Source organism: Aeromonas sp. Marseille-Q5825 (genome assembly GCF_946892685.1).
GTDB lineage: Bacteria > Pseudomonadota > Gammaproteobacteria > Enterobacterales > Aeromonadaceae > Aeromonas > Aeromonas rivipollensis.
In genome coordinates this window covers 112,448-136,819 of the sequence record NZ_CAMPOU010000003.1, presented here as the reverse complement: position 1 = coordinate 136,819, position 24,372 = coordinate 112,448, and the positions used below count along the sequence as shown (strand labels likewise).

Here is a 24,372-nt window from a genome sequence, read left to right as displayed (position 1 = left end):
TTCGTTTGAGGTGAACGATCACCCGAGCTGGAACAGCAGGGGCCAGCCCTGCTCCTGGCAATAGCGGTGCTCCTTCTCCAGGTTCTGGATCAGCAGGCGGTTCTCCTCGCACCAGTCGGTTGGCAGGGTGACCACCAGCTGATCCCCGGCGGCCTGCACTCGCCACTCTGGCAGCAGGTTGTCCTGGCGCCTGTGGTGGGCGGCCACCGCGAGGCGCAGTATGCGGATGCAGCGCAGCACCGTCTGCTCGTCGTGGTTGGGCAGGGCGGGCAGCTCGGAGAGCTTGAGCCCCTTACGCTGGAAGCGCACCAGGGCGGCCAGCAGAGCCTGATCGTCCTGGTTGAAACCGGGCAGATCCGTGTTCTGCAGGATGTAGGCGGAGTGGCGATGGATGCCGCTGTAGTTGATGGCCAGACCGATCTCGTGCAGCCGCGCCGCCCAGCCGAGGATGGCGCGATAGGGCTCGATGGGCATCTCCCAGGGATCGCTCAGGGCATCAAACAGGGCCAGCACGCTCTGCTCCACCCGGGTGGCCTGGCGCTTGTCGATGTGGTAGTGGGAGCTGAGGGCCAGGGCGGTGCGCTCGCGAATGTCGTGGTGCTGCAGCCGCTCCTCGAACTCATAGAGCAGCCCCTCGCGCAGGGCGCCGTCGGAGTACTCCATCCGATCGATGGGCAATGAGGTGAAGAGCCCGAGCAGTATGGCCACGGCGGCGGCAAAGACCCCCTGGCGCTCCTCGGTGAGGCCGGCGAGTTTGAGCTGGTCGACCCGCTTGTGCCTGAGCATCTCCTCTTTCAGCCGCTCCAGTCCCGCCAGCGTGATGGCGCCATCTGTCCACTCTTCCCCCTGCAAGACGTCGCGCACTGTGCGAATGGAGCCCGAGCTGCCGAGGCAGCTCTGCCAGCCGAGCTTGCGGTACTGGTTGATGATGGGGGCGAGCTGATGCTGCGCCTCCAGCACTGCGCTGTTGAAGGCCTTCTCGCTCAGCTTGCCGTTGCCAAAGAAGCTCTGGGTGAAGCTGACGCAGCCCATCTTGCGGCTGGTGAGGGCCTTGTGTTCGAAGCCCTCACCTATGATGAGTTCGGTGCTGCCGCCGCCGATGTCCACCACCAGCACCTGGCCTTCGATGTGCTGGGTATGGGCGACCCCCTGATAGATGAGGCGCGCCTCTTCCTGGCCGCTGATGATCTCGATGGGATGGTTCAAAACCTCGGCCGCCTCGCGCACGAAGTCGCGGGCGTTGCTGGCGCGGCGCAGAGTGTAGGTGCCGGCGATGCGGATCTGATCCGGCTTGATGTTGGTCAGCCGCTCGGCGAACAGGGCGAGACAGTCGAGCCCCCGGGCCATGGCTTCCGCCGACATGCGGCGCTGTTCATCCATCCCTTCGGCGAGGCGAACCCGCTCCTTGATGCGATCGACTATCTGCATCCGCCCCTCGTTGAGGCGGGCGATGACCATGTGGAAGCTGTTCGACCCCAGATCGACAGCGGCGTACAGACTATTGTCCATTGTTTGACTCGATACGTTTGAGATAGTCGTAAATCGCAACCTGGGAGCGAATCTTGCGGCGGTTGCCCCGCTTCACGTATTCGTTCTTCTGGTCCGCATCGATGACGCGCGCCTTGCAGGTGTCGCTCAGCTGCAGTTCGAGGATGTCCAGGATGCGTTGTTTCAGCCGATCGTCGTAGATGGGGGTGCCCACCTCGATGCGGCCGTCGATGTTGCGGCTCATCCAGTCTGCGCTGGAGATGAACAGCTGGGGGTTGCCCTTGTTGTGGAACACCATCACCCTGGGGTGCTCGAGGAAGCGGTCTATGATGCTGATGACCTGGATGTTGTCACTCAGGCCAGGCACCCCGGGACGCAGGGCGCACATGCCGCGGATGATCATCTGGATGGGCACCCCCGCCTGGCCGGCGGCATAGAGGCGGTTGATGAGGTCTCTGTCCACCAGGTTGTTGATCTTGAGCGTGATGCCGCTGGGCTGGCCCGCCTTGGCGTTGGCCAGCTCGCTGTCGATGAGACGATAGAGCTGGCGGCGGCTGTTGATGGGGGAGACCAGCAGGTGGTTGAATTTGTAGCGTTTATAGGGGTATTCGATGTATTCGAACACCCCCTCCACCTCGGCTGTGATGTCCGGGTGGCGGGTCAGCAGGGAGAAGTCGGTGTAGATCTTGGCGGTCTTCTCGTTGAAGTTGCCGGTGCCGATATGGGCGTAGCGCACCGCTTCCCCATGCTCATGCCGGGTGATGAGGCAGAGCTTGGAGTGGATCTTGAGGCTCGGCACCCCGAACACCACCTTGACCCCCGCATCGGTCAAAATGTTGGCCCAGTCGATGTTGGCCGCCTCGTCGAAACGGGCGCGCAGCTCCACCACCACTGTCACCTTCTTGCCGTTGTTGGCGGCGTCGATGAGGGAGTGGATGATCCGTGACTTCTTGGCGACCCGGTAGATATTGATGCGAATGGCGCTCACCGCCGGATCGAACGCCGCCTGGCGCACCAGCTCGGTGAAGTGGTGGAACTTGTGATAGGGGTAGTAGAGCAGTATGTCCTGCTTGGTGATGGCGTCGAAGGCGTTGACGAAACCGTCGAAATCGCGGCAATCGAGGGCCGGCAGCTTGGGGTTTTCCAGATAGTCCCGGCCCACGTTGGGGAAGCCGATGAAATCCTTGAAGTTGTGATAGCGCCCGCCCGGCATGATGGCGTCGTAGGAGCTGATCTGCAGCTTGAGTTTCAGGAAGCTAATCATGGCCGCGGGCATCTCCCGCTCGTAGACAAAGCGCACCGGCATGGCGGTGAGGCGCTGCTTGAGGCCATCACTCATCTTGTCCACCAGGCTCAGGTCCAGCTGGTCTGAGAGATCGTACTCCGCATCCCGGGTCAGCTTGACCGCATAGGCCGCTATCTCGTCGTAGTCGAAGAAGCCCTTGAAGATCTCGTCGAGACAGAAGCGGATGACGTTGTCCAGGATGATGATCTGCTTCTTGCGGCGGGTCCCCTCCGGCGGCAGCTGGAAGAAGCGGGGTAGATCGTCGGTCGGCACCTCCACCAGGGCGTACTGGATCACCTGGCCGTTCTTCTTCATCTCGATGGCGAGATAGGTGTGCTCGTCTTTGAGGAACTTGACCGGGTTGACCTCTTTATTGAGGAGGATGGGGATGATGTGGCGCAGCACCTTCTCCCTGAAGAAGACCCGCAGCCACTGCTGGATCGACTCGGAGAGCTGGTTCTCGTTGACCAGGAAGATGTTGTGGCGGGCCAGGGCGATCAGCAACTCCTTGTAGGTGTTGTCAAACGCCTCGCCGAGCGCCATCACCTTCTGCTGGATGGCGCGCAGCAACACCTTGGCCTCGTCATCGCCACCGTGCACCTCGTTGATGAGGATGCGGCGCTTGACGTCCGAGACCCGTACCTTGAAGAACTCATCCTGGTTGGAGGAGAAGATCCCCAGAAAACGGACCCGCTCGATGAGGGGGACCGTCTTGTCCATCGCCTCTTGCAACACCCGTTCATTGAATGAGAGCCAGCTAAGCTCTTTCTCTTCATACTGCTTGTCGGTGCTCATCTGGTGCCTCTGTACTCAGGTTGCGTCTGCGCGGAAGTTATGGCGTCAAACCATGACAAATTTATGACAACCCGCGTTATTCGGTCAGATCGTGATCGATGTCGACCACCAGATCGTCGGAGAGGGACTCCAGCGCCGTGATCAGATCGTCGAGTTCGAGCTGGGGCGGCAGGGCCACCAGGGCATGGGCATAGAAGAGCGGGGCCCCGGAGTGGGGGGCTGGCTCGCACCCCGTGGTGAGGTCGGCGACGTTGATGTTGAGCTGACGCAATATGCTGGCCACCTCGTGGACTATGCCGGGCCTGTCGTTGCCGGTGACGCTCAGCATCAGCTGATGGGCGGGCTCGGGGCTGAGCTGGCCTTCGGCGAAGCTCACGGTGAGACCCGGCAGCATCACCAGTGCCTCGCACAGGCTGCGGTAGTGTTCGTCCGGCACGGCGACGTGCAGGATGCCGGCAAACTGCCCCGCCAGTTCGCTCATGGAGCTGGCCAGCCAGTTGCCCTGCTGCCGGGTGATGGTGTCGGCCAGGCTCTCGACTATGCCGGGCTTGTCTGCGCCGATCACGGTGACGACCAATTGCTTTTGCATCCTGCTCTCCTTGAATGGGACTGCCTGGGGTCGGTTGACGTCTGGCTGCGACTCTGTGCGCCGAAACGTCCATAGGCTCTAGCATTGTGCCTGCTGCGACAGGCCATATGAAGCCCGCCCCACGCAAATTTAGTGAAAAAACGCGAATGCCGGAGCAGCGGTGATTTCAGCTCTGCCTGCCGGGGTTCCCCCGTGGTAGAGTGTTGCCCCTTCGTGTTTGATGAACTGGATATGTCTTGTGAACGGGGTATGTGTTTATGAATAGCCTTGTCGTATCGGGATCCGTGTTGTTGGTGCTGCTCCTGCTGGTGATCCTCTGGCGCAGGAGCAAGAGGGGCAAGGCCGAGCCCTATGAGCTGCAGGAGACCCTGTTCAGTCCGGCGGAGCGCGCCTTCCTCGGGGTGCTGGACTTGGCGGTCGGCGACCAGGCCCGGGTCTTTGCCAAGGTCAGGGTGGCGGATGTGCTGACCCCCCAGGCGCGCCTGGGCAAGGGCAAGTGGCAGCAGGCGTTCGACATGATCAGCGCCAAGCGCTTTGACTATCTGCTCTGCCACCCGACGGATCTCTCCTTCCTCTGCGCCGTCGAACTCGATGACAGTGCCCATCGCCACCAGAAACGCAAGGTGCGGGATCTCTTGCTGAAGTCCGCCTGTGACAGTGCCGGCCTGCCGCTGCTGCAGATCCCGGCCAGCAGCCACTACCAGGTCGAGGAGCTGCGCGAGCAGTTGCTGCCCCTGCTGGTCAAGACGAGCCTTCCGGTGGAGGATCTGTTGCCGGGGGAGCGCCGCGAGCCGACCTTCAACCCCTTGCTGCTCGATGGGGTGGACTTGAGTGCCTCCCACCACGGGGGGCGCATGCCCAGGGCGCCACAGGCCGAGCCGCCCCAGCTTGACGAGCAGGAGCCGGTGCTGATGGACAACCCCTTCATCGGCCCGGATGAGGAAGAGGAGGACGCCTCCGCCTCGGCGCCCCACTGCCCCCGCTGCGCGGCGCCCCTGGTGGCCCGGGAAGCGAAAAAGGGTCCTCATGCCGGCCGCCTGTTCCTGGCCTGCAGCCGTTTCCCCGAGTGCCGTTACGCCGCCCCCCAGGAGCAGGCCAGGCACTGAGCCCCTCTCTGGCGCCGGCAGTGGCCGGCGCCTTGCACCTCCTGCACCGCGTTCCACTCCGTCCCAGGGCGTCTGGCCGACAGAGGCTGTCTGAGTGTGATCCCCATCCCGGTCGGACCGCGCTGATCGCGACAAGTTTTGACAAACCGCCAGAATTTTGGCACTTTGTGCCCTCTGCAACACAGTGCATAGCTCAATATCATAAGCACTTAAAAAACAATAAGTTGGCGTCAGGTGTGTAAGGAAGATAAATTATGATGGCTATGGGGGTGTTGATCGTTGATGCCGATGAACAGCGGCGTCAGCAACTGGGAACCGTGCTCTCCTTCATGGGGATCCCCTGGCAGGAGGTGGTGGAAGCCGATCTCGATGTGGCCATCGAATCCTCCGGCCCGCTGCAAGGGATACTGACGGGCAAGCTGCTGGAGCGCTCCCTCGGTGAGCTGCTGGCCGCCTTCCCCCGCATCCCCTTCCTCTCCCTGATGCAGGCCGATCACCCCAACAGCAACTTCATCGGCGGCAGCGACGAGCCCTATACCTATGAGTCCCTGACACGTCACCTGCACTTCTGTCAGGCCTTCATCTCCCTCCATCCCCGTCAGCAGGTGCACGACAAGGGCCAGACCCTGTTGCGACTGCTGGTGGGCAAGGGGCGGGGGATCCAGGAGGTGCGCCGCCTCATAGGCCAGGTGGCACAGACAGACGCCAACGTGCTGATCCTGGGGGAATCTGGGACCGGCAAGGAGGTGGTGGCCCGCGCCATCCACGAACTCTCTGCCCGCAGCTCGGGCCCCTTCGTGCCCATCAACTGCGGCGCCATTCCGGCGGAGCTCCTGGAGAGCGAGCTGTTCGGCCACGAGAAGGGGGCCTTCACCGGCGCCATCGCCGCCCGTCGCGGCCGCTTCGAGCTGGCCCAGGGGGGCACCTTGTTCCTCGACGAGATCGGCGACATGCCGCTGCCGATGCAGGTCAAGCTGCTGCGGGTGCTGCAGGAGCGATTGTTCGACAGGGTAGGGGGCGGCAAGCCCATCCAGGCCGATGTGCGTATCATAGCGGCGACCCACAGGGATCTGGAGGCGATGATCCGTACCCAGGGTTTTCGCGAGGATCTCTACTATCGCCTCAACGTCTTCCCCATAGAGACGCCGCCCCTGCGCGAGCGCTGCGACGACATCCCCCTGCTGCTGCAGGAGCTGCTCAACCGCCATGCGGAGCAGCACAGGGGGATCATCCGCCTGACCCAGCGGGCCATGGAATCCCTGATGCAGTACCCCTGGCCTGGCAACGTGCGGGAGCTGTCGAACCTCATCGAGCGGTTGCTGATCCTCTACCCGAACCAGATCATCGACGTGGCGGACTTGCCAGGTCGCTACCGTCTGCTGCCAAGCGAGCCCAGGGACGAGCGGCTCACCGAGATGGACGAGCGGGATGCCCTGGCCGCCGTGTTCCAGACGCCTCCCGTGCTGGATCCCGGCCTGGCCGCGCCGCTGCCCATGCAGTTGCCCCAGGAGGGGCTCAATCTCAAGGAGATGCTGGCGGATCTCGAGGTGGAGCTGATCCGTCAGGCCCTGGAATCCCAGGACGGGGTGGTGGCCCGGGCCGCCGACCTGCTGAGCATGCGCCGCACCACCCTGGTTGAGAAGATGAAAAAATACGGCATGAGCAAGGACAACTGAGGTCAATGCTTTGACGGCCAGAGTCAAGGTATTGATATATAACCAGTAATTTACTGGCATGGAAATTGAATAAGCTGACCCAATCGCCAGTTTGAGGTCAGCTTTATGACAATCTCGCAGCAGGACAATCCGCTCCAGTCACACGAAGTGAGTCAGCTTTATGCCATCTTCACGGCACTGCCGACCGGCGTGCTGCTGCTCGATGGGGAGGGGCGGATCACCCGCGCCAACCCGGCCGCCCTGACCCTGCTGGGGGAGCCGCTGGAGGGGCAGGCCTGGCGCCAGATCATCGCCCGCTGCTTCCAGCCCAGGGAAGACGACGGTCACGAGATCTCCCTGCGCGATGGGCGCCGGGTGCAACTCTCCACCCAGCCGCTGCCGGATCAGCCCGGCCAGCTGGTGTTCATCACGGATCTCACCGAGACGCGCCAGTTGCAGGACAGGGTCAACCACATGAAACGGTTGTCGGCCCTTGGCAACATGGCGGCCTCCCTGGCACACCAGATCCGCACCCCCCTCTCCGCCGCCATGCTCTATGCGGCAAACCTCGCGAATCGCACCCTGAAACCGGAATCCCGCACCCAGTTCCAGCAAAAATTGATGGCCCGGCTGCAGGATCTCGAGAAGCAGATCAACGACATACTGCTGTTTGCCCGCAACGGCGACAACCAGGTGGTGGCCCCGGTCTCGGTACAGGGGCTGCTGGCGGAGGTGCAGGCCGGTGCCGAGGCCTTCTGCCAGCAGCAGGGCTGCGCGCTGCACATGGAGGCGCCTGAGCCGGATCTCTGCCTGCTCGCCAACAGCAGCGCCCTGGCCGGTGCCATCAACAACCTGATCGCCAACGCCAGACAGGCCGGGGCCGATTCGCTCTTGGTGAGCGCGGTGCGCAGCGGCAACCGGGTGGAGATGCGCGTCCTCGACAATGGCAAGGGGATGCCTGCCCAGTTGCTCAGCCAGATCTTCGAACCCTTCTTCACCACCCGCTCCCAGGGCACAGGCCTCGGGCTTGCCGTGGTGCAATCCGTGGTGCGTGCCCATCAGGGGGAGGTCAGCGTGGCCTCGGTCCCCGGAGAAGGGACCTGTTTTACCCTGTCGTTCCCCCTGCATCAGCAAGCGGTGCAGCTTGGAGGTGTAGCATGAATCCCATCTTGTCCCTGTGGTGCAAGGCCTGCGGGCCGGTTGTTGGAGGTGTGGCATGACCCAGGCCCGCATTCTGGTGGTGGAAGACGACAACGGTCTGCGCGAGGCGCTGGTGGATACCCTGCTGCTCGGCGGTTACGAGTGCCGCGAGGTGGACAGCGGCGAGCGGGCCCTGCTGGCGCTCTCCCGCCAGCGCTTTGATATGGTGATCTCCGACATTCAGATGGGAGGCATGGACGGCCTCACCCTGCTGGCCAACATCCGCCAGCAATATCCCCAGGTGCCTGTACTCCTGATGACGGCCTACGCCAACATCGACGGGGCCGTGCGCGCCATGCGGGAAGGGGCCATCGACTATCTGGCCAAGCCCTTCTCCCCCGAGGTGCTGCTCAACCAGGTCAGCCGCTATGTGCCGGCCCAGAAGGTGGAGAAGCGCGCCGTGGTGTACGGGGATCCCAAGACCGCCGAGCTGTTCCAGCTGGCAACCCGGGTGGCCAGAAGCGAGGCCACCGTCATGGTGACAGGCCCGAGCGGGACGGGCAAAGAGGTGCTGGCTCGCTACATCCACGACCACTCCAGCCGCGCCGAGCAGGCCTTCGTCGCCATCAACTGCGCCGCCATCCCGGAAAACATGCTGGAGGCGACCCTGTTCGGCTACGAGAAGGGGGCCTTCACCGGCGCTGTGCAGGGGTGCCCGGGCAAGTTCGAGCAGGCCCAGGGGGGCACCCTGCTGCTCGACGAGATCACCGAGATGGATCTGGGGCTGCAGGCCAAGCTGCTGCGGGTATTGCAGGAGAAAGAGGTGGAGCGGCTCGGCAGCCGCAAGATGATCCCGCTGGATGTGCGGGTCATCGCCACCAGCAACCGGGATTTGAAAAGAGCGGTGCAGGATGGCCTGTTTCGCGAGGATCTCTACTACCGTCTCAACGTCTTCCCCCTGCGCTGGACCTCCCTCTGGGAGCGGCCCGGCGACATACTGCCGCTGGCGGAGCACCTGCTGGCGCTCCATGCCAGTCAGCAGGGGCTGCCGACGCCGCAGCTGGCCGATGAGGCGCGCGAGCGCCTGCTGGCCCACCCCTGGCCCGGCAACGTGCGCGAGCTGGACAACGTGGTGCAGCGGGCCCTGATCCTCTGCCCAGGCGGGCTCATCGGCTGCGAACATCTGATCTTGGAGGAGACGGACGAGGAGCTGGTGCGCCCTCTCGAGCGTCTGTCGGGGGAGGGACTGGGGGGCGAGCTCAAGCAGCAGGAGCACCAGATCATCCTGGACACCTTGCAGGAGTGCAACGGCAGCCGCAAGGAGGTGGCCGACAAGCTCGGCATCAGCCCGCGCACCCTGCGCTACAAGCTGGCCCAGATGCGTGACGCCGGCATAGAGCTGCCCGCCTAGCCCCTGTTGCCGGTGTCATGGCCTTGCCGGCCCGGCTCGATTATCATGGGGCCCTCGGCATCATGAGCCTGGGCCCCGTTGTCACTGCAGACAAGAGTCTGATCGCAGACAAGGGGGAGCAGCGCCTTTACAAGGGACTCCTATGATCTCTCATCGCAAACTGGAAACCGTGCTCAATCACCTGCTCGAGCCTCACGCCATCAAGGACTACTGTCCCAACGGGCTGCAGGTGGAGGGGCGCGAGCGCATCCGCCGGGTGGTCACCGGTGTCACCGCCAGCCAGGCCCTGATCGATGCGGCCGTGGCCCTGGATGCCGATGCCATCCTGGTCCATCACGGCTACTTCTGGAGCGGGGAACCGCCCCAGATCACCGGCATGAAGCAGCGCCGTCTCAAGACCCTGCTGACCCACGACATCAACCTCTTCGCCTACCACCTGCCGCTGGACGTGCACCCCGAGGTGGGCAACAACGCCCAGCTCGCCAGGCTGCTCGGCATCAAGGTGCGCCGCGGCCTGGAGCCCTGGAACAGCAAGAGCGTGGCCATGGTGGGCAAGCTGGAAACCCCCATGAGCGGCAGCGACTTCGCCAGGCTGATTGCCGAGCGCCTCGGCCGCGAGCCACTCCACTGCGGCGACAGCGGCCCCGAGCTCATCAGCTCGGTGGCCTGGTGCACCGGCGGTGGCCAGAGCTACATCAATCAGGCGGCCGAGCAGGGCATAGATGCCTTCATCTCGGGGGAAGCCTCGGAGCAGACCATACACACCGCCCGGGAGATGGGGATGCACTTCTACGCCGCCGGCCACCACGCCACCGAGCGCTACGGCGTCAAGGCGCTGGGGGAGTGGCTTGCCACAGTACATGGCCTGGAGGTCACCTTTATCGATATCGACAACCCGGTGTAGGGCCGATTGGCCGCGTAGCGGCGTCATCGGACGTGACAGCAGCAATAGGTAGAAATGACAAGGGAGGCCAAAGCCTCCCTTGTTACATTTTGCATGCAGCGAGTAGCGGTTACTCGCTGGCATAGCCCGCGGGGCCGAGTTCGGCGCCATCCAAGAGGGCTGCGCCCTCCTGCATCTTGAGCCGTCCCTCGCAGAACCACTGCACCACCAGGGGGTAGATGCTGTGTTCCTGGGCCTGAACACGGGCCGCCACCTCGTCGGCACTGTCCCCTTCGAAGATGGGGACGCGAGCCTGCAGGATCACCGGGCCGCCGTCCAGCTCTTCGGTCACGAAGTGGACGCTGGCACCGTGCTCGCTGTCCCCCGCCTCGATGGCGCGCTGGTGGGTGTGCAGGCCCTGGTATTTCGGCAGCAACGAGGGGTGGATGTTGATCATCCTTCCCGCGAAGTGACGCACCAGATCGGCACTCAGGATCCGCATAAAGCCGGCCAGTACCACCAGATCCGGCTGATAGTCCGCCATCAGCGCCAGCAGGGCGGCGTCATACTCGGCTCGGCTGGCAAACTGCTGCTGGGCCAGGATGGCGGTGGCCACCCCGGCTTCCTTGGCGCGTACCAGCCCATAGGCATCGGCCCTGTTGCTGATGACGCCGACCACGTCACCGGCAATCTTGCCGCTGGCGCAGTGGTCGAGAAGGGTCTGCAGGTTGCTGCCGTTGCCGGAGATCAGCACTAGGATCCGTTTCATAGGGGAGGTCATTTTATGATGACTTGTTCTTCGCCATCGGCCGCCTTGGCGATATGGCCTATGTGCCAGGCATTCTCGCCTTCGGCCTTGAGCAGGGTCAGTGCCTTCTCCAGCTGATCCGCCGGCAGGGCGATGATCATGCCGACGCCGCAGTTGAAGGTGCGGTACATCTCGTGGCGGGTGACGTTGCCGGCCTGCTGCAGCCAGCTGAACACCGCCGGCCACTGCCAGCTCTGCTCGTCGATCACCGCCTGGGTATTGGCGGGCAGCACGCGGGGGATGTTCTCCCAGAAGCCGCCACCTGTGATGTGGGACAGGGCGTGGATCTCGCACTCCTTGATGAGCTTAAGCACCGGCTTGACGTAGATACGGGTTGGCTCCAGCAGGGCGTTGGCCAGGGTAGTCTCACCCAGCGGCTGATGCACGTCGGCCTGGGAGACTTCCAGGATCTTGCGCACCAGGGAGAAACCGTTGGAGTGGGGGCCGCTCGCGGCCAGGGCGATCAGGGCATCCCCTTCGCCGACCTTGCTGCCGTCGATGATTTCGCTCTTCTCCACCACACCGACACAGAAACCGGCGATGTCGTAGTCTTCCCCTTCATACATGCCTGGCATCTCGGCGGTCTCGCCGCCCACCAGGGCGCAACCGGACTGCTCGCAGCCTGCACCTATGCCGGTGACCACGGCGGCGGCGGTGTCCACATCCAGCTTGCCGGTGGCATAGTAGTCGAGGAAGAACAGGGGTTCGGCGCCTTGCACTATGAGGTCATTGACGCACATGGCCACCAGATCGATGCCCACAGTGTCGTGCTTCTTCAGGTCGATGGCCAGACGCAGCTTGGTGCCCACACCGTCGGTACCGGATACCAGTACCGGCTCCTTGTAGCCAGCAGGGATTTGACACAGGGCCCCAAAGCCGCCAAGACCACCAAGGACTTCAGGACGACGAGTGCGCTTTGACACGCCCTTGATACGTTCAACCAGTGCATTGCCGGCATCGATATCTACGCCAGCATCCTTGTAGCTCAGTGAGGTTTTGTCAGTCACGCGTATTCCCCGTCATATAGAGAAGTGGAGGGTAAAATTCGGGGCGTATTCTACCAGTGGGCGGGTAAAAGCAGAAAGAAAATCGTTTGCGCGTTTTTACGTGGAAAAGCTCTACAAGCCGTGGCTTTTGTTGTATGATTCCGCGATTTTTTGGCGCCGGTTCGAGGAGATAATAATGAAAGTCGTTGAAGTCAAACACCCCCTGGTCAAGCACAAGATCGGCCTGATGCGCGAAGGCGACATCAGCACCAAGCGTTTCCGTGAACTGGCCAAGGAAGTGGGCAGTCTGTTGACCTACGAAGCGACCTCTGACTTCGAAACCGAGAAAGTTACCATCGATGGTTGGAACGGGCCAGTGGAAGTTGACCAGATCAAGGGCAAGAAGGTCACAGTCGTGCCCATACTGCGCGCCGGTCTTGGCATGATGGATGGCGTGCTCGAGCACATGCCGAGTGCCCGTGTCAGCGTGGTTGGCATCTATCGCGATGAAGAGACCCTGCAGCCGGTTCCCTATTTCGAGAAGATCGTCAGCAACATCGAAGAGCGTCTGGCCCTGGTCATCGACCCCATGCTGGCCACCGGCGGCTCCATGATAGCCACCATAGATCTGCTGAAGAAGAAGGGCTGCCAGTCCATCAAGGTGCTGGTGCTGGTTGCCGCCCCGGAAGGGATCAAGGCGCTGGAAGCCGCTCACCCCGACGTGGAGCTGTTCTGCGCCTCCATCGACCAGGGGCTGAACGAGAAGGGCTACATAGTCCCGGGTCTGGGGGATGCCGGTGACAAGATCTTCGGCACCAAGTAACCCCTGACGTCATAGCCGCTCTCTCTGAGCGCAAACGGAGCCGGCAACTTGCCGGCTCCGTCGTTTATCCCGCCCTCCTGCTTGCTGCCATACGCGCCTTGCCGCTACCATAAGCAGCATCCCCCATTTCGAGAATCTTCTTTATGCTGAAACGCTTAGCGACTCTCCTCTGCTGTCTGCCACTCATGGTGTCGGCTGCCCAGGTGACCGACCTCTATCAGGGCAAGGCGCCAACCAGCGGCGACATGACGGCCGCCCAGTCCCAGGCACTGGGGGAGGTGCTCGTCAAGGTGACCGGCAGGCGCGACATCCTCACCCAGCCCGAGGTGGTCAAGGCGCTGGCGACTCCCGGTGACTATGTGCAGCACTACGGCTATCAGGATGTGGGGCCGGTCAAGTTTCTCAAGGCCGATTTCAACGTGGCCAAGGTCAATGCCCTGGTAGGCCAGAGCAAGTTCCCCCTGCTCGGACCCGTCCGCCCGCAAATGGCGATCTGGCTGGTAATAGATGAAGGGGAGCGTCGCATACTGCCTGATCAGTCCAGCGACGGCTGGTCCGCCGCCCTGCGTGGTCAGGCCCAGGCCATGGGGTTGCCGGTCAGCATCCCGCTGATGGACCTCGATGACAACATGGCGGTCAGTGCCACCGATGTCTGGGGCCGTTTTGCCGACCCCATCCTCAAGGCGAGCGAGCGCTATGGCGCCGAGATGGTGGTGCTGGGCAAGCTGACGCCGGAAGGGGAGAAGTGGAGCATCGACTGGGGGCTCTATGGCGCCAAGCCGGGAGCTTCGGGCGGCGCAGAGCTGACCGAGCTGACCAAGGGGGCCGGCTCAGGTACCCAGGCCGAGGTGGCGCAGGGCATGGCCGATGCCCTGGCGGGCTGGCTGGTACAGCAGTACGGCACTCGCCTGTCCGGGGTCGTCTCCAGCCAGACCCTGGTGGTGGAAGGGTTGTCCGGCATCGACGGCATGATCCAGATACAGAAGATGTTGCAGGGCATGGCGAGCGTCACCAAGGTGGCGATCGGCAAGCTGGAGGGGGACAAGGTCACCTTCAACCTGTCGCTGCAGGGGGACAAGGCCGAGCTGGTAAGGGGCCTGCAACTGGAGAGCCGCCTGCACCAGATCGAAGACAATGAGAGCGGTCTGCGTTACCAATGGTCGCAGCCCTGATCCCAGGGGAAGTTCCAGACCGCCCGGCATGACCCGGGCGGTTCTCTATCTGCCGCTCTGGTGATACACTTGCCCGCAAATATCACAGTCAAAGCCCAACGAGTGAAGCAACCGGCCCAACTGTCTTTAGCCGTACAATTACCGGATGATGAAACCTTCGTCAGTTTCTATCCCGGCAACAACGCCCATCTGATCACCGCCCTCAAGAATGCGGCCATCGGTCAGGGCGCTCCTTTCCTCTATTTCTGGGGAGCCAAGGGCTCCGGACGCTCCCACCTGCTGCACGCCACCTGCGCCGAGGTCAATGCCCGCGACGCCGCCGCCGCCTATCTCTCCCTGGATCAGTTCGAACAGCTGGATCCCAGCATGCTCGACGCCCTCGAAAGCCTGCCCCTGGTCTGTCTCGACAGCCTGGAAGCCATCGCCGGCAATGGGCTCTGGGAGCGGGCCCTGTTCGACTTCTACAATCGCTGGCGGGAGAAGGGGGAGGGGACACTGGTGGTCACCGGCTGCAGCGCGCCGCGCAAGCTGGGGCTGCAACTGCCGGATCTCGCCTCCCGCCTCGACTGGGGAGTGAGTTTCCATCTCGACGAGCTCGATGACGAAGGCAAGCTCAGTGCCCTGCAGCTGCGTGCCGAGCTGCGGGGCTTCAAACTGCCCATAGACGTGGGCCGCTTCCTGCTCAACCGTTTGTCCCGCGACATGCGCACCCTGCTCACCACCCTCAATCAGCTCGACAACGCCTCCTTTCGCGCCAAGCGCAAGCTCACCATTCCCTTTGTCAAAGAGATACTCGAACTCTGAGACAATGGTGATTGCCTGTCTGCGCCACATCCTTGAGTGGCGAGCAAAAAGAAACCCCGGCATCAGGCCGGGGTTTTTGTTCGAGCGAGGTGGCTCGCGTCATGGGGTGATTAGTGGAACTGATCTTCTTCGGTGGATCCGGTCAGGGCTGTCACTGAAGATTGGCCACCCTGAATGACGGTGGTCACCTTGTCGAAGTAACCGGTACCGACTTCCTGCTGGTGTGCCACGAAGGTGTAGCCACGCTCGGCGGCGGCAAATTCCGGCTGCTGCACCATCTCGACGTAGTGCTTCATCCCTTCGCCACGGGCGTACTGGTAGGCCAGCTCGTACATGTGGAACCACATGTTGTGGATGCCCGCGAGGGTGATGAACTGGTACTTGTAACCCATGTCTGACAACTCCTGCTGGAAGCGGGCTATGGTGGCATCGTCCAGGTTCTTCTTCCAGTTGAAGCTGGGGGAGCAGTTGTAGGCCAGTATGGTGTCCGGGTACTGCGCCTTGATGGCTTCGGCGAATTGGCGCGCCTCGTCCAAGTCCGGCTTGGCGGTTTCACACCACACCATGTCGGCGTAAGGGGCGTAGGCCAGGCCGCGGGAGATGGCCTGCTCGATACCGGCTTGTACCTTGTAGAAGCCCTCGGCGGTGCGCTCCCCGGTCAGGAAGCCAGCATCGTAGGGATCGGCGTCCGTGGTCAGCAGGTCGGCCGCGTTGGCGTCGGTACGGGCAATCACCAGGGTTGTGGTGCCGCAGACGTCGGCTGCCAAACGGGCGGCGACCAACTTTTGTACCGCTTCCTGGGTGGGGACCAGTACCTTGCCGCCCATGTGGCCGCATTTCTTCACCGAGGCCAGCTGATCTTCGAAGTGCACGCCGGCGGCGCCCGCTTCAATCATCCCCTTCATCAGTTCGAAGGCGTTCAGCACGCCGCCGAAACCGGCTTCGGCATCCGCCACTATCGGCAGGAAGTAGTCGATGAAACCGGCATCCTGCGGACCCACCTTGTTGGCCCACTGGATCTGGTCGGCACGGGCGAAGGAGTTGTTGATGCGATCCACCACGGACGGTACCGAGTTGGCCGGGTAAAGGGACTGATCCGGGTACATGGTGGAGGAGAGGTTGTTGTCCGCCGCCACCTGCCAGCCGGAGAGGTAGATGGCCTCTATGCCTGCCTTGGCCTGTTGCACCGCCTGGCCACCGGTCAGGGCGCCGAGGCAGTTGACGTAGCCTTTCTTGGCGCCGCCGTGGATCAACTCCCACAGCTTGTCGGCGCCGCGCTGGGCCAGGGTGTGTGCCGGCTGCAGGCTGCCACGCAGGTTCACCACGTCTTCGGCGCTGTAGCCGCGTTTGATCCCTTTCCAGCGGGGGTTTTCTGCCCAGTCTTTCTCGATAGCCTGGATCTGTTGCTCACGGGTCAGTGCCATATCAGTTCCCTCTTTCATTGATTTCACGTTTCCATTGATTTGTTATGGACGAGTCCCTTCCGGGGCCCGGATTCAGAGCCGCTCGTAACCGGGCAGCGTCAGAAAATCGATCAGGGTGTCGGCGCAGGTGATCTGCTCCATCAGCTCGCTCGCCTCGGCAAAGCGGCCTGACTGCCAGCGGGTCTCGCCCAGTTCGCGTCTGACCACCTGCTGCTCCTCGGCCAGCATCTGGCGGAACAGCGCCTTGGTCACCACCTGGCCGTTCGACAGGCTCTTGCCGTGGCGGATCCACTGCCAGATGGAGGTGCGGGAGATCTCGGCGGTGGCCGCATCTTCCATCAGGCCGTAGATGGGCACGCAGCCGTTGCCGTTGATCCAGGCCTCCAGATATTGCAGGGCGACCCGGATGTTTGTGCGCATGCCCGCCTCGGTGCGCTCGCCCTCGCAAGGGGCCAGCAGCTCGGCGGCCGTGATGGGGGCATCCTGCTCGCGCAGTACGCCTATCTGGTTCTTGGCGCCAGCCGGGATGGCGGCGTTGAACACCGCCATGGCGGTATCGGCGAGGCCGGGGTGGGCGACCCAGGTGCCGTCGTGGCCGTTGTTGGCTTCACGCTCCTTGTCCGCTTTCACCTTGGCAAAGACCTCGGCGTTCATTGTCGGATCCTTGGCCGGAATAAAGGCGGCCATGCCGCCCATGGCCAGGGCGCCGCGCTTGTGGCAGGTCTTGATCAGCAGCCGTGAATAAGCCGACAGGAAGGGCTTGTCCATGGTCACCACCTGGCGGTCCGGCAGCACGCGATCAGGGTGGTTCTTCAACGTCTTGATGTAGCTGAAGATGTAGTCCCAGCGGCCGCAGTTGAGGGCGACTATGTGATCCTTCATCTGATAGAGCAGCTCGTCCATCTCGAACACGGCCGGCAGGGTCTCGATGAGGACCGTGGCCTTGATGGTGCCGCGGGGCAGGCCGAACTTGTCTTCGGTCCAGGCGAACACCTCGCTCCACCAGCGTCCTTCCAGATTGCTCTGCAGCTTGGGCAGGTAGAAGTAGGGGCCCGAGCCCTTGGCCAGCAGCGCCTTGTGGTTGTGCAGGAAGTAGAGGGCGAAGTCGAACAGGCCGCCAGGGATGGCGTCGCCATCGAAGGTGACGTGTTTTTCCGGCAGGTGCAGGCCGCGCACCCGGCAGATAAGCACTGCAGGATCGGGATTGAGGGTGTAAGCCTTGCCTTCCGGACTGGTGTAAGAGACGGTGCCGTTGACCGCATCGCGCAGGTTGATCTGACCCTCGATCACCTTGTTCCAGGCGGGGGCCAGTGAATCCTCGAAGTCCGCCATAAACACTTTTACGTTGGCGTTGAGGGCGTTGATGACCATCTTGCGCTCGACCGGTCCGGTGATCTCCACACGGCGGTCTTGCAGATCGGCGGGGATGCCACGCACTGTCCAGCTGCCTTCGCGGATGTGGGCGGTTTCGGGCAGGAAGTCCGGCAACTCGCCGCCATCGATGCGGGCCTGGCGAGCCACCCGTTGTTTCAGCAGTTCATTGCGCTGAGGAGCGAAGCGTTCCACCAGTTCGGACACCAGGGCCACCGCATCCGGCGTCAGGATCTGCGCGTAATCGGGAAGCATCTCGCCTTGGATGCGCAGACGGGTGCTGCTGATGGTCTGGGCCGGTGCCGACATAGGTTTCACTCCTTTGAAAGTTACATTTTGAACTTACTAACTACGACTAACGTCTATATCCGTTTCTCTTAAACTCCCCGTAACAGCGGGGTAACACGACTCATAAGGTGCAAAATAATGCTTGGTTCGTCAACTTGATTTTTAAAACAGGTGTTTTTGGTTGGTATTTAAGTCGATGTTTTTAAAGTGTTTACGTGATTAGCATAAAAGCTCTACGCAGATGGTTATGCTCTCGGCTGGCAAGGCCGTCAGGGGGGATGAAAGAGCCAGGTGCGGCACATCAAATATGTAATTAATTACGTAATAAAATTACCAATGCAAAAACAAATCCCGACCTTACTCCAGGCTTTGCGAAAACAGCTGTATGAAATGCCTGCTGCCAACACAGTCGGCATCTGGCATGTGAAGCCATTGACAGGTGAACTGCTGTTTAAAACCAAATGGTCAAATCTTGCGAAGCGGGGGCAGCGCAGAGCGAGTGGTTGAAATGACGAGCAATAACGTAGGTTTGTATCAAGGGGCTGGAGCAGGGGGGAGGGAGATGACGGGGAACGGAGTAGTGAATAACACCAATCCCTGGATGTTTATCAGCATTTTATGGTTATTTTCGTTGACGGCTTTTTAGCCGGGTCAGGACGGGGTGCCGGACAGCAAAACCGGCCTTTCGTCCGCAGGGTTGGAGAGGGACTGGGCCAGATCCGCCTCAGTAGTCATCATCCGGCGCGGCGAGATCGATCACGTCCAGATGCACTGTGCCGCCGAGGCCGGTGTCTGTGGATTCGAGATCGGAATGGGGTGAGGAGAGAAGGGGCTGATCGGGCTGTGTGTCGACTGCTTGATTCATGGGTGCTTGCCTCAATGGATTGCAAGCCGGTTGGTGATTCCCTCACCCTGACGCCACCTCCCTGTCTGATGGCCGGCGGAAAAGTTGCGTATCCTAGCGGGACTTTATGAAAGCTTCAAGTGGTTCTGTATAAAATTTATGCCGGCACGGCCTCTGTGCAAGCCACAGGGGTGAGATAAGAAGAGCACGTGCAGGGGACGGGCAGAAAACAGGCAAAAAATAGCCCAGTCGTTTGACTGGGCTATTTTCGGGGAAAATGGTCGGTGTGAGAGGATTCGAACCTCCGACCCTCTACACCCCATGCAGATGCGCTACCTGGCTGCGCTACACACCGACGGAGTCAGCTCGGCTGACGGGAAAGGAGTCTAATAGGATGATCCTAAGGGTGCAACTCCTTTTTTATCAGGGAGATGCCGATTGCTTCTTTATTGCTCAACCAAGATGCAACTTGGGCCTTGGCGGGAGTTTTGGCATAATCGCCGCCCACCTCGCCCGGTGCCGATGCCCTGTATCCGGGCCGAGCGGACAGGGCCGTCTTTGATGATGAATACAGATAAATGAGAGGAACGGCCGTGGAGCCAGCACAGATGAACGCAGCCGGGATGCAGATCACCCAGGACGAGCGCTGGATGCGTCATGCCATGGCCTTGGCGGCCAGGGCGGAAGGGGAAACGGGTGAGATCCTAGTCGGCACTGTGCTGTTGTCCGAGGTGCGCAGGTTGCATAGCGACAGAGAGGTAAGGGCGTGACGCCATCAGAAAACAATGATGTCTTTGATCAGGCACGGCAGGACGAGCGCTGGATGCGTCATGCCATGGCCTTGGCGGCCAGGGCGGAAGGGATAGGCGAAATCCCGGTCGGTGCCGTGCTGGTGCTGGGGGACGAGGTGGTCGGCGAGGGGTGGAACCGCTCCATCAGCGCCCATGACGCCTGCGCCCATGCGGAGATCATGGCGATCCGTGCCGCCGGCATCACGCAGCAGAACTACCGGCTGCTCGACACTACCCTCTATGTGACGCTGGAGCCCTGCTGCATGTGTGCCGGCGCCCTCATCCACAGCCGGGTGAAGCGGGTGGTCTACGGGGCCCGCGATCTCAAGACGGGGGCGGCGGGCTCGGTGTTCGACATTTTGCAGGACCCGCGCCACAACCACAGGGTGGCGTTGACGGGGGGGGTGCTGGCAGAGGCCTGCTCGGCCCAGCTGTCGGACTTCTTCAAGCGGAGGCGCGCCGAGAAGAAGGCGGCCAGAGAGGCGCTGAAACAAAGTGGTGGCCCCGCCCTCTGAGGCAGACGGGGGCATCATCTTGCCCCCGCTCTGAATTTCTTCACACATCCTCATATAAAACAGAGGGTTGGCACTGCTGTTTGCCCTCATTCTCCTGCCTGTATCCCCCCTGAAATAACCTCTTCACAGAGGCTCCTGATGTAACAAAACTGTCATGCAACCGCCATATAATGCCGCCAAGCCTAGCTCACATTGAGGTCTTGCATGTCATCGGAATCGTTAAACCTGGTCATGGCGGGCAGTAGAAAACGCCGGATCAAGGATAAATTGGCCAAATACGGCGTCACCACAGGGGGAGCCCTGGTACTGGTGGCCCTGCTGCTTATCTTCTTCTACCTGCTCTATGTGGTGAAACCCATCTTCAATGGCGCCAGCGTAGAGGCAACCTCCTCCTTTACCCTGCCGACGCAGGGCAAGACCGCCTGGCTCGGGGTCGAGGAGCAGAACGAGATAGGGTATCGCTTCAACGACCAGGGTCAGGTCAGCTTCTTCGCCGTCAAGGCGGATGGCGGCGTCAAGGTAGGCCAAGTGCTGGGCCAGGCCAGTGTCGCCGGTGACGTCACCGCCGTCGCCGTGCCGGCACCGGGCCAGAAGCTCATCGCCTATGGCTTTGCCGACGGCAAGGCCACTGTGGTGCAGCCCTCGTTCAAGGTCTCCTATCCGAACGACGTGCGCGTCATCGAGCCCAGCCTGCAATATCCCTTCGGCGAAGAGCCTGTGGTGATAGATCCCCAAGGCAAGGCGCTGACCCGCATGGTGTTCGAAGCGACCAAGGACAAGATGGCCACCGCCGCCGTGACCGAGGATGGCCGCGGCGTGATGACGGTGATGAGCGGTGAGGAGAACTTCCTCTCCGGGGAAGTCGAGTGGAGCAGCCAGAACTACGCCATTCCTTCCCTGCCTCGTCACGTGGATCAGATGCTGCTGACCCCCAACCTGCGCATCCTGTTCGTGCGTGAAGGCAATCGCCTGTCGGTCTATGACATCCACAACCTGAGCGACATCTCCCTGCGCGACGTCATGGAGATCAATGCTCCCAACGCCGACGTGACCCAGGTTGCCCTGCTCTCCGGCGCCTCCTCCCTGCTGGTAGGCAATGACAATGGCGTCATCTCCCAGTGGTTCGAGGTGGCGAAGGACGGCAAGCGCCAGTTCACCCAGATTCGTGACTTCAAGGGCGACGGCCCGGTCGCGCTGCTGACCCCGGAGCATTTCCGCAAGGGCTTCATCAGTGCCGCCAAAGACGGAACCATCAACTTCTTCCACGCCACCGGCGAGGCCAAGCTGCTCGGCGAGACCATAGAAGGCGGCGCCCTGGCGGCCCTGGCCATCTCTCCCCGCCACAACCTGCTGCTGACCCAGCAGGGGAATGACTTCAAGGTCTTTGAGGTGGAGAACGATCACCCCGAGGTGACCTGGTCGGCCCTGTGGCAGCAGGTGTGGTACGAAGGTTATCCCGAGCCCATGTATGTGTGGCAGTCCACCTCTGCCAGCAACGACTTCGAAGCCAAGCTGAGCCTGGTGCCCCTGGTATTCGGGACCCTCAAGGCCTCCTTCTACGCCATGCTGTTTGCGGTACCGCTCGGCGTGGCCGGTGCCATCTACACCGCCTACTTCATGTCGGCGGGGCTGCGCAAATACGTCAAGCCGACGGTGGAGATCATGGCAGCGCTGCCGACCGTCATCCTCGGCTTCCTGGCGGGTCTGTGGCTGGCGCCCATCATCGAGGGTGCGCTGCCCGGGGTGATCCTGCTGCTGCTGCTGCTGCCCATGGGCATGTTGCTCACCGCCCTGGTGTGGAACTACCTGCCGGAGCGCGGCAAGTCCTGGCTGCCGGAGGGCTGGCACGCCATCCTGCTCATTCCTGTGCTGCTGCTGATTGGCTGGGGCGCCTTCGCCTTGAGCCCGCTCATCGAGAATGCCTTCATGCACGGCGATTCGCGCATCTGGCTGACCCATGAGATGGGCATCAAGTTTGACCAGCGCAACTCCCTGGTGGTCGGTATCGCCATGGGCTTCGCCGTCATACCCACCATCTTCTCCATCGCCGAAGATGCGGTCTTCTCGGTGCCCAAGCACCTGACTCAAGGGTCACTGGCGCTCGGTGCGACCCCCTGGCAGACCCTGAGCCGTGTGGTGATCCTGACCGCGAGTCCGGGCATCTTCTCGGCGGTGATGATGGGCCTGGGCCGCGCCGTGGGCGAGACCATGATAGTGCTGATGGCCACCGGCAACACCCCCATCATGGACTTCTCCATGTTCCAGGGGCTGCGTACCCTGGCGGCGAACATAGCGGTGGAAATGCCGGAGTCGGAAGTGGGCAGCTCCCACTACCGGGTGCTCTTCCTCGCGGCCTTCGTCCTCTTTGTGTTCACCTTTATGTTCAACACCCTGGCCGAGTTCATTCGTCAGCGGTTGCGCGAAAAATACAGCTCTCTGTAATGAGCCGTTCTCTTAAAAAGCGGCGTTCTGTATATGGACAAGGAATCAACAATGGGTAAGTGGTTTAAATCAGGGGCCCCCTGGATCTGGATGACAGGCGGCGCCGTCAGCCTGAGTCTGGTAGCCGTACTGGGTCTGTTGCTGCTGATCGGCTGGCGTGGTCTGGTCTACTTCTGGCCGCACCCCATCTATGAGTGGCAGCTTGAAGACGCCAGCGGCAACAAGAGCGTGCTGATCGGCGAAATCAATGACCGCGAGATGGTACCTGTGGAGCGGCTGCGCGCCGCGGGCCAGGCGCTGGAGGGGGAGGAGCGCGAGCTGCTGACCCGTTATCTGGTCAAGACCGGCAACCGTGAGTTCGTCGACCTCGATTTTCGCTGGGTGCTGGAGACCGACATCAAGTCCCAGAGCCAGCCGGCCGAGCTCGCCATGGTGGAGCGTGCCACCAACGGCAACTTCTACGGTTACATCACCTCGGTGAAAGAGGATGGCAAAGAGCTGACGGCAGATCTGCATCCTGCCCTGCAACGGGTACTGGCTCGTGCCAACGCCCTGTCGGAGCAGGCCAACGATCTGCAAAAGGGAGACATCGGCGGCATCAACTACCAGCTGGAGCGACTGCGTCTGAAAGAGCGCAAGGCGGAGCTGGAAGGGGAGCTGACCGACGCGCTCAAGGCGGATCTCGCCGCCCAGCGCCAGGCCCTGAACGATCGTTATCTGGTGCTGGAGAAGGAGCTCTTCTCCCTGCGCGCCCAGGCGGATCGTGACGCCATCACCGTCAAGGACATGCGTGGCGAGCTGGTGACCATGCCCATGTCCAAGGTGCTGGACGTGGTCTGGCCCAACGACATGAGCCTGATGGCCAAGGTAGGTCACTGGTTCCACCAGATTGGCAAGTTCGTCTCCGACGATCCCCGTGAGGCCAACACCGAGGGCGGCGTCTTCCCCGCCATCTTCGGCACCGTCTTCATGGTGTTGCTGATGGCCATCATAGTGACACCGCTCGGCGTGGTGGCCGCTGTATACCTGCACGAGTACGCGGGCAAGAACAGCCTGACCAAGATCATCCGCATCGCGGTGATCAACCTGGCGGGTGTGCCCTCCATCGTCTACGGCGTGTTTGGCCTGGGCTTCTTCGTCTACACGCTCGGTGGTTCGTTAGACCAGCTGTTCTACCCGGAAGCGCTGCCGAGCCCGACCTTTGGCTCCCCCGGCGTCATCTGGTCGGCGCTGACCCTGGCCATCCTGACCCTGCCGGTGGTGATCGTCTCCACCGAAGAGGGGCTGGCCCGGATCCCGAGCACCATACGCCAGGGCTCCCTGGCCCTGGGGGCCACCCAGGCCGAGACCCTGTGGCGCATAGTGCTGCCCATGGCGAGCCCGGCCATCATGACAGGCCTCATCCTGGCGATTGCCCGTGCAGCCGGTGAAGTGGCGCCGCTGATGCTGGTGGGGGTGGTGAAGCTTGCTCCCACGTTGCCGATGGATGGCAACTTCCCGTACCTGCACGTGGAGCGCAAGTTCATGCACCTGGGCTTCCACATCTATGACGTCGGCTTCCAGAGCCCGAACGTCGAGGCGGCGCGGCCCCTGGTCTATGCCACCTCCTTCCTGCTGGTGACTGTGATAGTGGGCCTCAACCTGACGGCTATCGGTATTCGTAACCACCTGCGCGAGAAATTCCGGTCGCTGGAGCATTAATCCGGCCACCTGACCGAGACAAGAGATGCGCGGCCCAGCGGCCGCCATCAA

General features: G+C 62.1%; 20 protein-coding genes and 1 tRNA gene. 12 read left to right on the top strand and 9 right to left on the bottom strand.

The window, feature by feature from the left end:
• Positions 1 to 18: 18 nt before the first annotated feature.
• The 3 genes from ppx to OC537_RS08985 all read right to left on the bottom strand — a co-directional run bounded on the left by ppx (position 19) and on the right by OC537_RS08985 (position 4,157).
• On the bottom strand, positions 19 to 1,509 hold the full coding sequence (ppx, locus tag OC537_RS08995) for an exopolyphosphatase (protein ID WP_106886364.1): 1,491 nt from the start codon (positions 1,507 to 1,509) through the stop codon (positions 19 to 21).
• Entirely contained in the window at positions 1,499 to 3,568 is a 2,070-nt protein-coding gene (ppk1, locus tag OC537_RS08990; RefSeq protein ID WP_111910114.1) for a polyphosphate kinase 1, read from the bottom strand. The genes ppx and ppk1 overlap by 11 nt, the downstream gene beginning before the upstream one ends.
• A gap of 76 nt (positions 3,569 to 3,644) precedes the next feature.
• Positions 3,645 to 4,157 (bottom strand): glycine cleavage system protein R, encoded by a 513-nt coding sequence (locus tag OC537_RS08985; RefSeq protein ID WP_106886366.1) that lies wholly within the window; start codon positions 4,155 to 4,157, stop codon positions 3,645 to 3,647.
• A 257-nt stretch (positions 4,158 to 4,414) separates the two neighbouring features.
• Between OC537_RS08985 and OC537_RS08980 the strand changes: the two genes are divergently transcribed.
• The 5 genes from OC537_RS08980 to OC537_RS08960 all read left to right on the top strand — a co-directional run bounded on the left by OC537_RS08980 (position 4,415) and on the right by OC537_RS08960 (position 10,373).
• A complete protein-coding gene (locus OC537_RS08980; protein ID WP_262110827.1) occupies positions 4,415 to 5,263 on the top strand; it encodes a DUF2726 domain-containing protein in 849 nt (282 codons plus the stop codon).
• A gap of 254 nt (positions 5,264 to 5,517) precedes the next feature.
• Positions 5,518 to 6,939: a sigma-54 dependent transcriptional regulator gene (locus OC537_RS08975; RefSeq protein ID WP_262110826.1), complete on the top strand. Its 1,422-nt coding sequence runs from the start codon at positions 5,518 to 5,520 to the stop codon at positions 6,937 to 6,939.
• Positions 6,940 to 7,044: 105 nt separating this feature from the next.
• On the top strand, positions 7,045 to 8,079 hold the full coding sequence (locus OC537_RS08970) for a sensor histidine kinase (RefSeq protein ID WP_106886368.1): 1,035 nt from the start codon (positions 7,045 to 7,047) through the stop codon (positions 8,077 to 8,079).
• Between the two features lie 55 nt (positions 8,080 to 8,134).
• On the top strand, positions 8,135 to 9,469 hold the full coding sequence (locus OC537_RS08965; protein WP_262110825.1) for a sigma-54-dependent transcriptional regulator: 1,335 nt from the start codon (positions 8,135 to 8,137) through the stop codon (positions 9,467 to 9,469).
• A 142-nt stretch (positions 9,470 to 9,611) separates the two neighbouring features.
• Entirely contained in the window at positions 9,612 to 10,373 is a 762-nt protein-coding gene (locus OC537_RS08960; protein WP_410050467.1) for a Nif3-like dinuclear metal center hexameric protein, read from the top strand.
• Between the two features lie 109 nt (positions 10,374 to 10,482).
• Here the strand turns inward: OC537_RS08960 and purN are convergent, their stop codons facing one another.
• A complete protein-coding gene (purN, locus tag OC537_RS08955; protein WP_162520046.1) occupies positions 10,483 to 11,121 on the bottom strand; it encodes a phosphoribosylglycinamide formyltransferase in 639 nt (212 codons plus the stop codon).
• 8 nt (positions 11,122 to 11,129) lie between these two features.
• Complete coding sequence (purM, locus tag OC537_RS08950) at positions 11,130 to 12,167, bottom strand: phosphoribosylformylglycinamidine cyclo-ligase (protein ID WP_262110824.1); 1,038 nt, start codon at positions 12,165 to 12,167, stop codon at positions 11,130 to 11,132.
• A 175-nt stretch (positions 12,168 to 12,342) separates the two neighbouring features.
• Between purM and upp the strand changes: the two genes are divergently transcribed.
• The 3 genes from upp to hda all read left to right on the top strand — a co-directional run bounded on the left by upp (position 12,343) and on the right by hda (position 14,945).
• Positions 12,343 to 12,969, top strand: a complete 627-nt coding sequence (gene upp / locus OC537_RS08945; protein ID WP_005302745.1) for a uracil phosphoribosyltransferase — start codon at positions 12,343 to 12,345, stop codon at positions 12,967 to 12,969.
• Positions 12,970 to 13,112: 143 nt separating this feature from the next.
• On the top strand, positions 13,113 to 14,141 hold the full coding sequence (locus OC537_RS08940; protein WP_262110823.1) for a DUF2066 domain-containing protein: 1,029 nt from the start codon (positions 13,113 to 13,115) through the stop codon (positions 14,139 to 14,141).
• A gap of 102 nt (positions 14,142 to 14,243) precedes the next feature.
• Positions 14,244 to 14,945: a DnaA inactivator Hda gene (hda, locus tag OC537_RS08935; protein WP_162520047.1), complete on the top strand. Its 702-nt coding sequence runs from the start codon at positions 14,244 to 14,246 to the stop codon at positions 14,943 to 14,945.
• 110 nt (positions 14,946 to 15,055) lie between these two features.
• Here hda and aceA read toward each other — a convergent pair whose 3' ends face one another.
• From aceA to OC537_RS08915, 4 genes are all read right to left on the bottom strand, one after another.
• The gene (aceA, locus tag OC537_RS08930; protein ID WP_262110822.1) at positions 15,056 to 16,369 is read right to left on the bottom strand and encodes an isocitrate lyase; all 1,314 of its coding nucleotides are present in this window, start codon (positions 16,367 to 16,369) and stop codon (positions 15,056 to 15,058) included.
• 72 nt (positions 16,370 to 16,441) lie between these two features.
• On the bottom strand, positions 16,442 to 18,049 hold the full coding sequence (aceB, locus tag OC537_RS08925) for a malate synthase A (protein ID WP_262110821.1): 1,608 nt from the start codon (positions 18,047 to 18,049) through the stop codon (positions 16,442 to 16,444).
• A 703-nt stretch (positions 18,050 to 18,752) separates the two neighbouring features.
• Positions 18,753 to 18,893 carry a hypothetical protein gene (locus OC537_RS08920; RefSeq protein WP_163153711.1) on the bottom strand — a complete coding sequence of 47 codons (141 nt, stop codon included), beginning with the start codon at positions 18,891 to 18,893 and terminating at the stop codon, positions 18,753 to 18,755.
• A gap of 257 nt (positions 18,894 to 19,150) precedes the next feature.
• Positions 19,151 to 19,227, bottom strand: a tRNA-Pro gene (locus OC537_RS08915).
• Positions 19,228 to 19,480: 253 nt separating this feature from the next.
• On the opposite strand from OC537_RS08915, the gene OC537_RS08910 reads away from it, so the two are divergent.
• From OC537_RS08910 to pstA, 4 genes are all read left to right on the top strand, one after another.
• The gene (locus OC537_RS08910) at positions 19,481 to 19,642 is read left to right on the top strand and encodes a hypothetical protein (protein WP_262110820.1); all 162 of its coding nucleotides are present in this window, start codon (positions 19,481 to 19,483) and stop codon (positions 19,640 to 19,642) included.
• A complete protein-coding gene (tadA, locus tag OC537_RS08905) occupies positions 19,639 to 20,178 on the top strand; it encodes a tRNA adenosine(34) deaminase TadA (protein ID WP_106886378.1) in 540 nt (179 codons plus the stop codon). Before OC537_RS08910 ends, tadA begins: the two co-directional genes overlap by 4 nt.
• 204 nt (positions 20,179 to 20,382) lie before the next feature.
• Positions 20,383 to 22,620 (top strand): ABC transporter permease subunit, encoded by a 2,238-nt coding sequence (locus OC537_RS08900; protein WP_163149793.1) that lies wholly within the window; start codon positions 20,383 to 20,385, stop codon positions 22,618 to 22,620.
• Between the two features lie 51 nt (positions 22,621 to 22,671).
• Positions 22,672 to 24,321 carry a phosphate ABC transporter permease PstA gene (gene pstA, locus OC537_RS08895; RefSeq protein WP_262110819.1) on the top strand — a complete coding sequence of 550 codons (1,650 nt, stop codon included), beginning with the start codon at positions 22,672 to 22,674 and terminating at the stop codon, positions 24,319 to 24,321.
• Positions 24,322 to 24,372: the final 51 nt, after the last annotated feature.